At 44.2% G+C, this 13253-nt stretch carries 10 protein-coding genes and 1 pseudogene; 5 read left to right on the top strand and 6 right to left on the bottom strand.

What is annotated here, in order from left to right:
* Positions 1 to 59: 59 nt before the first annotated feature.
* The gene (ftsY, locus tag DVY93_RS00305) at positions 60 to 971 is read right to left on the bottom strand and encodes a signal recognition particle-docking protein FtsY (protein WP_230708649.1); all 912 of its coding nucleotides are present in this window, start codon (positions 969 to 971) and stop codon (positions 60 to 62) included.
* A gap of 810 nt (positions 972 to 1781) precedes the next feature.
* Between ftsY and DVY93_RS00310 the strand changes: the two genes are divergently transcribed.
* The 3 genes from DVY93_RS00310 to DVY93_RS00320 all read left to right on the top strand — a co-directional run bounded on the left by DVY93_RS00310 (position 1782) and on the right by DVY93_RS00320 (position 5133).
* Complete coding sequence (locus DVY93_RS00310; RefSeq protein WP_230708343.1) at positions 1782 to 1946, top strand: hypothetical protein; 165 nt, start codon at positions 1782 to 1784, stop codon at positions 1944 to 1946.
* Between the two features lie 80 nt (positions 1947 to 2026).
* Entirely contained in the window at positions 2027 to 3499 is a 1473-nt protein-coding gene (locus tag DVY93_RS00315; protein WP_230708344.1) for a M16 family metallopeptidase, read from the top strand.
* 65 nt (positions 3500 to 3564) lie between these two features.
* Positions 3565 to 5133 (top strand): M16 family metallopeptidase, encoded by a 1569-nt coding sequence (locus DVY93_RS00320; RefSeq protein ID WP_230708345.1) that lies wholly within the window; start codon positions 3565 to 3567, stop codon positions 5131 to 5133.
* A gap of 159 nt (positions 5134 to 5292) precedes the next feature.
* On the opposite strand, the gene DVY93_RS00325 is transcribed toward DVY93_RS00320, so the two are convergent.
* Positions 5293 to 5784, bottom strand: coding sequence for a hypothetical protein (locus DVY93_RS00325; protein WP_230708346.1), 492 nt, complete (start codon positions 5782 to 5784; stop codon positions 5293 to 5295).
* Between the two features lie 334 nt (positions 5785 to 6118).
* Positions 6119 to 7087, bottom strand: a complete 969-nt coding sequence (locus DVY93_RS00330) for a D-Ala-D-Ala carboxypeptidase family metallohydrolase (protein WP_230708347.1) — start codon at positions 7085 to 7087, stop codon at positions 6119 to 6121.
* Between the two features lie 256 nt (positions 7088 to 7343).
* On the opposite strand from DVY93_RS00330, the gene rodA reads away from it, so the two are divergent.
* Positions 7344 to 8486: a rod shape-determining protein RodA gene (gene rodA / locus DVY93_RS00335; protein WP_230708348.1), complete on the top strand. Its 1143-nt coding sequence runs from the start codon at positions 7344 to 7346 to the stop codon at positions 8484 to 8486.
* A 1156-nt stretch (positions 8487 to 9642) separates the two neighbouring features.
* A pseudogene (locus tag DVY93_RS12490) lies at positions 9643 to 9984 on the top strand (septal ring lytic transglycosylase RlpA family protein); the annotation flags it as partial.
* A gap of 156 nt (positions 9985 to 10140) precedes the next feature.
* On the opposite strand, the gene radA reads toward DVY93_RS12490, so the two are convergent.
* The 3 genes from radA to lptA form a co-directional block, all read right to left on the bottom strand.
* Positions 10141 to 11577 carry a DNA repair protein RadA gene (gene radA, locus DVY93_RS00345; protein WP_230708349.1) on the bottom strand — a complete coding sequence of 479 codons (1437 nt, stop codon included), beginning with the start codon at positions 11575 to 11577 and terminating at the stop codon, positions 10141 to 10143.
* A 245-nt stretch (positions 11578 to 11822) separates the two neighbouring features.
* The gene (lptB, locus tag DVY93_RS00350; RefSeq protein ID WP_442966489.1) at positions 11823 to 12533 is read right to left on the bottom strand and encodes an LPS export ABC transporter ATP-binding protein; all 711 of its coding nucleotides are present in this window, start codon (positions 12531 to 12533) and stop codon (positions 11823 to 11825) included.
* 153 nt (positions 12534 to 12686) lie between these two features.
* Positions 12687 to 13175: a lipopolysaccharide transport periplasmic protein LptA gene (lptA, locus tag DVY93_RS00355; RefSeq protein WP_230708651.1), complete on the bottom strand. Its 489-nt coding sequence runs from the start codon at positions 13173 to 13175 to the stop codon at positions 12687 to 12689.
* Positions 13176 to 13253: the final 78 nt, after the last annotated feature.

The following is a 13253-nucleotide window of genomic DNA, read 5'->3' on the forward strand; positions in this document are numbered from 1 at the left end:
GCTGATTCCTTTCATGCTATCTGTCTTTTCACACTGTCTGGTTGCTGACAAGCTTTTCGTTATTCTTTATCATCTGTCTCAAACAGGGCGGCTACAAACTGTTTTGGACTAAAGGCACGTAAATCATCAATGGACTCGCCAACGCCAATATAGCGAATAGGCACGTCAGTCGTTTCGGCAATGTTAAAGACCACACCCCCTTTAGCAGTACCATCTAGTTTAGTGATAGTAATACCGGTCAATGGTACCACTTTATTAAACAATTCTACTTGGTTAATGGCATTTTGCCCCGTGCCAGCATCGAGCACAATCATACCTTCATGCGGTGCGCTCGGATCTGCTTTACGCATGACTCGTACTACTTTTTCCAGCTCGGCCATTAAATGAGTTTTGTTTTGCAAACGTCCAGCGGTATCCGCTATGAGCACATCGATATTTTTTGCTTTGGCCGATTGCATTGCATCAAAGATGACAGAGGCACTATCAGAACCATGACCTTGTGCCACCACTGGAATGTCATTGCGCTCACCCCAAATCTGCAGCTGCTCAGTGGCTGCTGCTCGAAACGTATCACCGGCCGCCAGCATGACTGACTTACCCTCACCCTGCAAACGCTTAGCAAGCTTACCAATCGTTGTGGTTTTGCCCACACCATTGACGCCCACCACCAAGATTACAAAAGGCTTTTTACTGGTATCAATGAGCAGAGGCGCAACTTTTGGCGTTAAGATGTCGACCAGCTCACTTTGTAAAGCCTTGTACAATGAATGGGCATAAATCAAATCACCACGGGCGGTCTGCTCGGTCAGACTCTTAATGATACGGTTGGTTGCATTGACACCAATATCAGCAACCAGCAACTGATCTTCAACTTCCTCTAACAGCTCATCATCGATCTCTTTGCCACCGATGAGGATACTGACCATACCTTCGGCCAAATTCTTACGTGACTTACTCAGTCCCGTCTTCATACGATTAAACCAGCTGCCTTTTTTCTCGCTCCCTTGCGTCTCTTGCAATTCGGTGGTTGCTTGTTGCTGATTTACTTTTGGCGCACTGCTGCTAACAGGACTGACACTTGGGCTATCACCCAACTGCTCTTGCAATGGCATGGTTGGGACGATCGACGCGGTATTCGTCTTAGTGGCAGCCACTTTTTCTTTGGCAGTTGAAAAACTTTCAGAAGCACCTTTAGGAACATGGTGCTCTTCTGTCATCACAATTGGCGTGGCCAAAGCGACATTTTCTTCTTCATGGTTTGCGTTGTTTGGATTTGCTGTACTGTCTTTTTTTGGCTTGTCACTCTCAGTATGGGGTACCTGCTGTGATTCAACCTTTTCAGTCTCATCGATGATAGGCACAGATTGCGCCGGCAGACTGGGTAAGGTAATATCATCGTCATCCAAGTCATCAAGACCATCGTCAAGGTTGATGACCACACGATTGCTATTATTGGGGTTATTCATAAGCGTGCCCTAAAAGTTATCACTCGTTAATTATTTGTCTATTGTCAATGGTTGGATATAGCGTGACGTACTTGCCATCTATATGACCATTTATTTTTGGCTTAGTTTACCATAGTTAGAGTGGCGCTCAGCCCTTACCATCATAGACTATCATCAAAATTTACAAGTTTAAAAGGCGATACAGGGATTTAAGAAAGTTTGCCTTAAGGTTTTGACACAAAACTCTGACCTTCTACACGCCTAACTTCGCCTACCCTATCAAAACTTATTCGATAATCCGCTCCTTATTCTATAACCTCGTATTAGGAATGATCTATGGCTTCGCTATCCAATAGTTATAACAAGCGTGATAAAAAAGTAACTCACATCAGCGCCGCTTTACTACTAACGACCATTGTGCTGTCAGTGATAGGGTGTAGTACCACGCCAGACTTTAAGCCAACTGCCAGTGTGATGGTTGGAGCGCATAAATCTTTATAACGCCTTCTATCGCTATCGTTAAAGCCGGTATATGTACCCATCAGTTTATAAGTTGCCATTTTATATAAGTAGACCCTACCATGTCCTCGTTTTTGCCACTATCTACTCCGTCACTACGCGTTGCCTGTGCGTTAGCCTTAGCGACCTCACTTGCCGCTTGCCAAACCAGTACAATGGATACCAGCGCCCCATCGACTGTTCAACATCCAGTCACTCAAAACCCCTTAGGTCAAAGTCAAGAGACGCCATCAGCGTTAGCCATCGACATGTCCGGTCGCCATGAATACCAGTTAGAGAATGGGCTAAAAATAGTGGTAAAAGAAGATCATCGCGCACCAGTCGTGATGACTCAAATTTGGTATCGGGTCGGCTCGGCAGATGAGCCACTTGATAAAGGTGGTATCTCTCATCTGCTTGAGCACATGATGTTCAAAGGCACTACCGATGTATCAAGTGAGGATTATGAGCGTTTGATTGCCAAATTTGGCGGGGTCAATAATGCTTTTACCAGTTATGACTACACAGGTTATTACGAGCTGTTCCCGGCCAATCGCATGCCGTTAGCGTTAGAGCTCGAAGCGGATCGAATGAAAAACTTAACCTTCAATGATAAAGAGTTTGCCAAAGAGCATCAAGTGGTTATGGAAGAGCGTCGTCAACGCACTGATGACAATCCACTGGCCAAAGCTTACGAGTCATTTCGCTTATTAGCGCTCCCCGATAGTCCAAAAGGCGAATCCGTCATCGGGCCGATGGCTGAGCTGCAATCAATTACGCTCGCAGACTTAAAAGACTGGTACCAGACTTGGTATGCACCAAACAACGCTACCTTGGTTATCGTTGGGGATGTGGAGCCAACAGAAGTATTGGCTCAAGTCAAACGTTACTTTGGAGATTTAAAACCCAGCGACTTACCCAAACGCCCCGCGGTCAGTCAAAAGGCTTTTCGGGGTTATCAGCAAGTCGACTCTGAGCAAGCCGTACAAGTCCCTGTGCTACTCATGGGTTATAACGTACCGAGTCTGGTGTCTGTAGATCCAAACAATGAAAATCAAGCCTACGCGCTCTCACTTGCGCAAGACGTGTTAGACGGCGGGCTGTCTGCACGTTTGGAGAGTCGCCTGATACGTGAGCAAGGCTTGCTCACCGCCGTGGGTACCTCTTATGACTTATTGGATCGCGGCGATGGCCTATTTTTGATTCAAGCAACGCCGCGCGAAGGCGTGAGTTTAGAGCAAGCACAGCAAGCCATCACCGCCGAGATAGAAAAGCTCAAAACCAACCCAATTTCTCCTGATGAAATCAGCCGAGCCAAAACCAATACGGTAATTGGCCTCGTTTACGCGCAAGACAGCATGGAAGGACAGGCACGCATGATTGGCTCATTACAATCTATTGGGCTTGATGACAGGCTGCTTGCCGAGCTACCAGCTAAGCTTGATAGCGTGACGATCGCTGACATACAAGCTGCTAGCAAAAAATATCTAGTAAAGAACAATTTGACAGTAATGCACGTCGTCCCACCTAAAGAGCAAGCAGAGAACCAGAAATAATGGTGAGGTTTTAGTTATGCAATGAAACCACCGACCACACATATTTCATTTATAAGAAGACACCCATGACTCAAAACAGTGATTTAGTGCAAAAAAGAAAAAAGCCTGCGAACAGTGCCCTAATTTTGACACAAGTAGCAAATGCTACGCTTAAAAAGACCGCCTACCTGAGCGTTGGTGTGGGGCTGGGTTTGTCCACACTGACCATCACCGCACATGCGGATACAACAGGGTCCGAAGAATATCGAGGCTCTACCGCTGTAGTTGATACCAGTGCACCCATTGCCGCCTTATCCACACTGTCCAGCCTTGACGATGACAAACCTTTAAAAGTTACCCTACCAAAGATTCAACAGTTCAAAACCACAACTGGGGTGCCCGTACGCTTTGTACAAACGACAGCATTACCGATTGTCGATGTCGATTTGCGTTTTAATGCTGGTAGTGCGCGTGATACTAGCATTCGTAAAGAAGGTTTTGGCATTGCTAATATGACTGCCACCATGTTGACACAAGGCTCTAAAAAACTAGACGAAGATGAATTTACACAAACCGTTGAAACGTTAGGTATTAATCTGAGCAGCAGTGCCTACAAGGACATGTTTATTGTCTCACTACGTAGCTTATCTGACGACAAGCATTTACTGCCTGCCATTGATCTAATGACTCAAATGCTCAGCGAACCTGCGTTTGATGAGGACATTCTAGCACGCAATAAAGCAAGACTTTTAGTCGGCTTGCAACAGCAAAAACAAGACCCCAATAGTCTTGCCAGCATTGCTTTTAACCAAGCATTATATAGGGACCATCCTTATGCTCATCCATCAGTCGGCACCCTTGACAGTGTACCGAGCATCGACAAACAACAGCTGATAGCGTTTAAAAATCAGTATTTGGTCGCGGCCAATGCGTCTATTGCCATGACAGGCAATCTCACGCTACCCCAAGCGAAAAAACTTGCTGAAGATATCACCAATGGGTTACCGACCGGTCAGTCCGCAGCAGACCTACCCGAGCCGAAACCTCTTAACCAAGCAAAGCACATTCATATTCCGTTTCCAAGTACTCAGACCACCATTTTAATGGGACAATTAGGTAGTAAACGCGCTACCAATCCAAAAGATCAGCAGCAGCAAACCAATTTTGCTGTCGGCAATGAGGTACTCGCAGGTGGCGATTTTAATGCGCGATTAATGACTGAGGTTAGACAAAACCTTGGCTACACTTATGGAATATCAGGTTCTATGAATCCGATGCTGGCACGTGGCCCCTATCAGATTGGTTTTTCGACACGTAATGACAAAGCACGCGCTGCCATTGAGGCCAGTTTGGAGGTTATCAATAACACGTTAGACCAAGGCATTACCAGCTCTGAGATGCGTCTGACAACGGACAATCTAAAAAACAGCTTTCCGATGGGCTTTGCGAGCAATGCAGGGATTAATGGCTTACTAGGTATGATGAATTTTTATCAGTTACCAAACAGCTATTTGACCGACTATGTCAAACGTATTGATCAAGTAAAACTCTCAGAGATCAATCAGACCATGCGCGAGACGCTAAAGCCCGATGACTTCTTAATCGTTACTGTGGGCCAGGATGACCCCTGGCAGGACAAAAACACTATAAAGTAGCGGTATAAATTCACTACCCACTACCCCAAAGGTAGGGAGTGTCTACGGAATACTGCCAAAGTAATACGACACAAATGAGGAGCGCTACAGATAGCGCCCCGCCTCATTTAGTAGTCACAAAAAACCACTAGCAAACGGGCTCATCAAAAAACGAGCGACTCAACTAGAGACGGTCACTGCAACGTCATAAACTAGATTTTTTGGCTTATAGGTGGCACCACTGTAGCTCAATCGAATCACATGCTTATCGTAGGAGTCTACTTTGTAATCACCATTAGCAAAGTTATGCAATGCTGGCACTATTAACAGTGCTTCAATTTGCCTGTCGTTAACGCTAACCGAAATACGCTGACCCTCTCGCGGGTACAAAAAGTAATCACAGTGTTTATTGACCATGACTTCTGAGGTACGTTCAATAACCTGACTACCCAACGCTTCTTGGATCAGTTTTGGACAGACATCAGAGCGCTTAGCGGCCAGTCTGGCGTAAGAGTTTATGATGTTTTCTTCGATATCTTCAGCGTTTTGTAATTTTCTATCAAGGTTGGCCGCAGACTGTTCTGTAATCAGTAAGCTATTTTCAGAGGAACTCTCTGGACTACAGGCGCTGATAAACAAAAAAACGAAAAAAGCTGAACTAAATAATGCCATATATGTATTAGTGGACTGTAGAAAGCTTTTTTTAGATTGATGGGATTTATTCGCCTTCGCTCTTGTTAAATACCGCTTTTTCATAAATCCTACTTATAAGAAGTGCTGTTTTTACTTTATATATTAAACGATATGAAGGAGAGTAACAGACCTATTATCTTTTACATATCAGGTGTCACCGTCAGAAATTTTTGATGATTTACGCATCTAGCTTCTGATTTTAGGGCATTTGACACATGATACTTCATTCTCTAGACACTATTATACCGCCACTGATTTCATCTTATTACTATCAATTCATACTTATGGGTCTTTTATTAATGGAGTAGACCACTCAATAACGGCATGAGGAGCTGCTACTCGCATGATTAAAGCCCCATTTTCGATAACCATCAGTGTCTAGATGAATGGCACCCGTAGCATATAGCCCTAGACCAAAATTGTGAGGCTCGCCCTGATATTGCCAAAACTGACACAGTCCATCTTGCATGGTGCTAAGCCGCCATAAATTGTCTTCATATTCTGGCACCCAAATGTCTATGGCGCTCGCATTCATGTGTTTACTACTATCAGCACCGCCAGCACAGTCATTAAGTCCGGGACTGCGGTATACTGAGCGTATCTCACTACTGGCTGGCAGAATACCTTGGTGTTTGAGCTCCGTATACAGACGTAACGTCGGCACAATGTTTGCCCATAGATGCTGCGGTGGTAGTTGATAAGGCTCATAGCCGCATTTGCTCCAACTACGAGCCGTGGTCAGTAACTGAGACAATGGCGGTACATTTTGCGCGCCGACTCTGGCGCTTAAATAGCGCTGATAATCTGCTACTTGACGAGCCCGGTAAGTATTACTGTTTAACCATGCATTAAAATCCATACTGGTAAAGGCATTGGCAGCACTATTATAAGTATTATTCGCGGTGCTGTATCTGTTACTACCGTAAGTTGTATCATACACAGGCGCACGTCGGTTGATACTCACCTGTTTATTTTCTTCGATAGACAAACTGGCAGCGAGGGCAAAGTCACGCTGCTTTTGGGCAATCAATCCTTGCATACTATCGCCGTTTGTCGCATTTTCGCCACTTAGCATCGTAACGCCAGGAGTGTGGATCGAGGCACTGGTAGAAGGTTTGATATAGACACTGCTGTCAGCGCTACTGCCCTGACGTATTTGGATACGGCGCTCACTGTTGTCGCTAATAATAGCAGCATGAACAGGGAGACTGCTGGCACATATGAGTAGTGCAATAATAGGCTGATGGATCTGCCTACAAGAATGTTTTTTTGTGTTGATCATTGCAAGAAACTACCGCTAAAAACGTTTTATGGATACTATCAAATTTTCAGCAAGCAGGCTAAACTATCGCCTCTAATCACAAGGGTAATATTCGTAATTAACACTTATCCTTATAATTTTTATAATTACGTGACCTTATTACTCACATGTTACTTCGTCGGTAAGGTGCTCCTAACATAGATACCGTACCAGCGTTCTAAAATCATACTTTAGATAAAAACTTTCCTTTACACCAATTGTCAGACACCTTTTGCTTATGTCCTCTAATCCGCAATACCGTTTTTCACGTCAGAGCCATCATTTAGGTCAAGGTCATGCACCAACGCTATGGCAACGTGTGCATATAGATCCGTGGTTGACTCTTCTCTTATTAACAGTTTGCTGCATTGGTTTGACGATTTTGTATAGTGCGGCGAGCCAAGATGTTGCTATGGTTCTACGCCAAATGGTCAGCTATGGTGTGGCCTTTGCGGTGATGTTTACCATGGCACAGATACCGCCTAGCCTCTATCGCACTTTTACCCCCATATTTTATGTGCTGGGGTTAATCCTACTGGTGTTGGTTGATATCATTGGTGAAGTACGTATGGGTGCTCAGCGCTGGATTAACTTACCAGGATTTGGTAGTGTGCAGCCGTCAGAGTTTATGAAACTTGGCATGCCAATGATGTGTGCTTGGTTTTTATCCAAACGTGATCTGCCGCCCTCAGCGTCTAGTATCGCTATAACCTTGGCGTTAATCATTGTACCCGTGCTATTAATTGCTAAAGAACCTGATCTGGGTACATCGCTATTAGTAGCAGCCAGCGGTATTTTTGTGCTTTTTTTAGCGGGCCTATCTTGGCGATTGATTTCAGCCGCAGCAATTTTAGCAGTGCCTTTTATCGCCATTGCTTGGAATTTCCTGTTACACGATTATCAGCGTACGCGCGTCTTAACCTTACTCAACCCTGAAGCGGATGTTCAGGGTGCTGGATGGAACATCATTCAGTCAAAGACTGCTATTGGTGCTGGAGGACTCACAGGGAAGGGCTATTTAGAAGGTACTCAATCACATCTACACTTCCTACCAGAAGGTCACACTGATTTTATCATCGCCGCTTTTTCAGAAGAGTTCGGTCTGTTGGGTGTGATGTTATTGATGTTTATTTATTCCTGTTTACTCATGCGCGCCTTATACATTGCCTTTACTCACCCCGATGTCTATAGCAGGCTATTAGCGGGGGCCATTGCTATGTCTTTCTTTGTCTACGTGTTTGTCAATGTCGGCATGGTTGGGGGGCTTTTACCCGTGGTTGGGGTTCCTTTGCCTTTTATTAGCTATGGTGGTACCGCTATCGTCACCTTAATGGCGGGTTTTGGTCTGCTCATGTCTATTCACACCCATAAACCTAGCTGACATCATAGGCAAAAAACCCATTATTTTACTATCAAATCAATTGCTTATATTAGTGCCCCACCCTCTTAGCCCTTGCAATATAGCAGCGAACCTACGATATAAGCACCTCAAAAGCCGTCACTAGCCAACGACAAAAATTTGGCTATTCAGGCTATCTTTATCCATATTAATATTTTGTTACTTTTAACGGATGCTAAATAATATGGGCCATTAACTGGCCCATTATTCGTCGTAAATGACAGATAAGTTATTATTATTTAACAAATTTATCTCGATAAACTTCGGCAGCTAGTTTTTTAAAACCCCCTCATTATTAACCCGTACTGAAAAGTTTTAGTCCTTGTCTTTTACAAATAATTGCGTTAACCTCGTTTTATTGTAGTTATGATACATAACCCGTACATAGCTCCTAAGAAACTTTGCACTTAATTATATTGTGGTTGCAGCTTGGTCTTATAGTTAGCAGCTTGTCGGTTTTGAGCTTTCAAATAAACTACTTAAATAACGGTTTGATAACATAGAAACACCGAATACTCTCTAAAACCTTTATTAATTTAGCAATATCAGAAAGTTTGTAAACTTGATATGCTATGAGATGGGTACTCAATTTTCCATTGAAAATTAGGTGCTTTACTAAAATAGTTAACTATCATTTGAGCGTTTCATAAGTCTCCTCGGTCATATTACCGTTCTTACTTATGATAATGAAAAATTTCCATATATTAAAATCTATCAAAGCCTTGGTTTGACCTCAGTTACTACATGAAAAACAAATTGATGGTGAGGTTTTAGAAGCTGGACGTGGTGAGATTATTTAAACCATGTCACGCTCAATCTGACAGTATCAGAGTTAGGTTTTAATGTATAAGTTATAGAGGTATCTATGAATAAGCGTTTATCTGGTTTACTTACTATGTCAGCAGTGTTATTTGCTGGCTCTGCAGTCGCTACTAATGCAAATGCTGTAGAAGCAAAAACCTCTCTTGCGATGATTTCACAAGATAACGCCTCCCATATTGATCGTGTGCTTGGCGAGCTTAGCCGTCAGCATGACGGTGCATCAAGTTTAGTTAAATCAGCACGTCAACCTACTTCATTGGCGCTTAGCAGCCCACTGCTGGCCAGTGATACTGCGCAAGTAACAAATGATGAAGATGTGTTAGAGCGTCTGACAGCCGTCGCCTCTAACTCAGTCAGTAAGTTTAAGCAAACTGGCCTCGCCTCTTGGTATGGACGTAAGTTTCATGGTCGCAAAACAGCCAGCGGCGAAACTTTCGATATGAATGGATTAACAGCGGCCCATCGCTCACTACCATTAAATTGCTATGTTAAAGTAACCAACAAAACAAATGGCAAAAGCGTTGTGGTAAAAGTAAATGATCGTGGTCCATTCCATGGCAACCGTGTGTTAGATTTGTCTTATGGTGCGGCTAAACGTCTTGGCATTACTAGTAAAGGAGTCGGTAACGTTGCCATCGAGCGTGTTTCGGGTCCATAGTTTTAAACCAGTCATGATTTAGTTTAATCAGATCAAACAAAAAGCGCCTAACTATGCAAAATAGTTAGGCGCTTTTTTAGGATTTAACGTTTATTAGACCTGTAGGCTTAGACATTTTGACACAGCAAATCATAGTCTGAATGGAAGCCGTCCACTTTATAATTCAAACGCGCTTTCAATCGCATCATCAAGACGTTCAACGGCAATCACGTTAATCCCTTTAAACTGGGGCGAGTCCTTAGCAGGCGCATTGGCCTTTGGGATAATGGCGTGCTTAAATCCATGCTTCATGGCTTCCTTTAAGCGCTCCTGACCGTTGGGTACTGGGCGAATCTCACCTGACAACCCGACTTCACCGAACACAGCCAATGAAGACGGTAACGCCCTCTCTTTAATACTTGACGCACAGGCCAGTAATACGGCTAAATCCGACCCTGTCTCAATGACTTTAACACCGCCAACCACGTTGACGTAGACATCCTGCCCGCTGGTATGGATACCACCGTGGCGATGCATCACTGCCAAGAGCATAGATAAGCGTTGAAAATCTAGGCCTAGGGCCATCCGTCTTGGTTGCCCTTGAGAATCATCAACTAACGCTTGTACCTCGACCAGTAACGGCCTGGTACCTTCACGGCTGACCATCACTACCGAGCCTGCAACAGGCTTATCATAGCGACTTAAAAATATAGCTGATGGATTAGCGACTTCTTTGAGCCCCATATCAGTCATGCCAAAGATACCTAGCTCGTTAACTGCCCCAAACCGGTTTTTGACCGCGCGAATCATCCGAAAACGAGAGTCTGATTGACCTTCAAAGTACAGTACTGTATCGACCATATGTTCAAGCACGCGAGGACCTGCTAACGTGCCTTCTTTGGTGACATGACCCACTAAAAACAGCGCTGTGCCTGTTTGCTTTGCATAGCGGGTCAAAATCGCGGCCGACTCTCGAATTTGACTGACACCGCCTGGCGCCGAATTAATCGCATCCGTATAAATAGTCTGAATAGAGTCAATAATAGCAATGGCGGGCTGCTCTTGAGTCAGCGCAGCACAAATAGTCTCGACATTGGTTTCTGCCAGCACTCGAAGCCTATCAGCAGGCAAATCTAAGCGCTTAGCACGCATGGCAACTTGTGCAAGTGACTCTTCACCTGTTACATACAACGCGCTACCTGCCAATGAATCAGCACGTGCCATGTTGGTCGCTGTCTGCAACAAGATGGTCGACTTACCAATACCAGGATCACCCCCTATTAGCACCACGGAACCCGCCACCAATCCCCCACCAAGTACCCGATCAAATTCACTGATACCCGTTGGCAAGCGTGTGTCGAGCGTTACACTGACCGCATTGAGCGGCATGACCGCACTGTGCGTACCAGAATAGTTACCAGTAGGGGTGCTAGCACTACGAGTGGTCGCACGACTGGCATTAGGTCTGGCCGTACTTTTATTATGATGCGGCATACTGACATTTGGCGCTTCCACTAAGCTGTTCCATTCTCCGCAGTCTGTACACTGCCCTGCCCATTTACCAAAATGAGCCCCGCAATGTTGGCAGACATAGCTGCTTTTATTTTTTGCCATAACATATCAGCCTTATTCAGATGATCAATCAAGAATAATAAGTAGAGTATCGTAATGTTTTGATAGGTATTAATTTGAAAGTGTTTTTATGATAAACCAGCCTTCAGGGTGACAGGCTGTACTCTATAGAAAGGGAAGCATGGAACATAAGAAAAACAACGACAGCTAACATGCAGGCTTAATTTAAAACCTCATGTCAGCTGCCAGCACACATATAAGCGTGAGAACTGTTTTGATGTGCAGGCTTATACTTGAAAATCTTTACCTAAATAGACAGACTTCACCAGATCATTCTCTAAGACTTCAGATGAAGTTCCCTCAGCAATAATGGCGCCTTCTGAGACAATATAAGCTTTCTCACAAATAGCCAGCGTATCACGAACATTATGATCTGTAATCAGCACACCAATACCACGATTTTTAAGGGTCAAAATAACATCTTTGATATCGCCAACAGAGATAGGATCAACACCCGCAAAAGGCTCGTCTAATAAGATAAACTTGGGGTCAGCTGCCAAGGCACGAGCAATCTCACAACGACGACGCTCACCACCTGAAACACTCATACCCTGAGATTTTCTGACATGCTCTAGATGGAACTCGCCAATTAATTTTTCAAGCTCTTGCCGCTGTTCGCTCTTACTCAATTCTTGACGAGTCTCCAAAATAGCCAAAATATTGTCTTCGATAGATAACTTGCGAAAAATAGAGGCTTCTTGCGGTAAATAACCAATACCGGCACGAGCACGCTCATGCATCGCATATTTTGACAAGTCCATCTTCCCTAAGGTCACACGCCCCTTATCCATATTAACCAACCCAACCACCATATAAAAGCTGGTCGTTTTACCGGCACCATTTGGCCCTAACAGCCCAACAACTTGACCTTGCTCAACAGAGAAAGAAACATCCTTAACTACCCAGCGTTTACCATAGCGTTTGCCTAGATTTTGCATCGATAATCGGACGGCAGGCACTGTACTGTTACTGGTTGCTAAGGAGTCTATATTTTTATTATCACTCATAACTTACTCATACTATTGCAAAATTCAAGCACCGACACATTCATACGGTCTTATTTTTCTATTAATCACTAACCACCTAGGTTTTTAACGTATGCTCTTTTGGCTATTACTATTACTGGGTGGAAAGACCAACTCTACACGCTGATTACCACCAGCAGTCGCTTCGACATCGCCAGCTTTTAGACTGTAACGAATAACGTTACCCGCAAAACTTGCACCATTTTGCACCAACTTAGCATTCCCGGTCAGAGTCACGATGCCAGTCACTGCATTATAGTCAATTTTATTCGCCTGACCTTTTGCTAAACCTTTTTCTTGAGTGACGACTTGCTGCATAGTAGCTGGGCGTCCCGTCGCGACGGCCGAATTAATACTACGCTGCGGCGACAAATTGACCGTGATGTTATCCGCGGTCATCTTAAACGTACCTTGAGTAATAATGACGTTGCCTGAGTAACTGGTAATACCTGTACGCTCACTATAAGTGGCTTTATCCGCCAACAGCTTAATTTCTTGATTGGCATCTGACGGTAGAGCATGGCTATACAATGGCAACGCTAACAACATAACCATCGGCAGCGCGTTCAATCGAGGTAAGCGACACGATGTTAGATTTGAGCGTATCAATGATGGGCACAAAGTAAGCAAAAA

The sequence above is a fragment of the Psychrobacter sp. CCUG 69069 genome (assembly GCF_021023115.1).
In the GTDB taxonomy this organism is placed as follows: domain Bacteria; phylum Pseudomonadota; class Gammaproteobacteria; order Pseudomonadales; family Moraxellaceae; genus Psychrobacter; species Psychrobacter namhaensis.

What these genes read in the sequence shown, in the direction of transcription:
- ftsY (WP_230708649.1), bottom strand. Translation starts at nt 971, where the DNA reads ATGAAGACGGGACTGAGTAAGTCACGTAAGAATTTGGCCGAAGGTATG.
- DVY93_RS00310 (WP_230708343.1), top strand. Translation starts at nt 1,782, where the DNA reads ATGGCTTCGCTATCCAATAGTTATAACAAGCGTGATAAAAAAGTAACT.
- DVY93_RS00315 (WP_230708344.1), top strand. Translation starts at nt 2,027, where the DNA reads ATGTCCTCGTTTTTGCCACTATCTACTCCGTCACTACGCGTTGCCTGT.
- DVY93_RS00320 (WP_230708345.1), top strand. Translation starts at nt 3,565, where the DNA reads ATGACTCAAAACAGTGATTTAGTGCAAAAAAGAAAAAAGCCTGCGAAC.
- DVY93_RS00325 (WP_230708346.1), bottom strand. Translation starts at nt 5,784, where the DNA reads ATGGCATTATTTAGTTCAGCTTTTTTCGTTTTTTTGTTTATCAGCGCC.
- DVY93_RS00330 (WP_230708347.1), bottom strand. Translation starts at nt 7,087, where the DNA reads ATGATCAACACAAAAAAACATTCTTGTAGGCAGATCCATCAGCCTATT.
- rodA (WP_230708348.1), top strand. Translation starts at nt 7,344, where the DNA reads ATGTCCTCTAATCCGCAATACCGTTTTTCACGTCAGAGCCATCATTTA.
- radA (WP_230708349.1), bottom strand. Translation starts at nt 11,577, where the DNA reads ATGGCAAAAAATAAAAGCAGCTATGTCTGCCAACATTGCGGGGCTCAT.
- lptB (WP_442966489.1), bottom strand. Translation starts at nt 12,533, where the DNA reads ATGCAAAATCTAGGCAAACGCTATGGTAAACGCTGGGTAGTTAAGGAT.
- lptA (WP_230708651.1), bottom strand. Translation starts at nt 13,175, where the DNA reads ATGGTTATGTTGTTAGCGTTGCCATTGTATAGCCATGCTCTACCGTCA.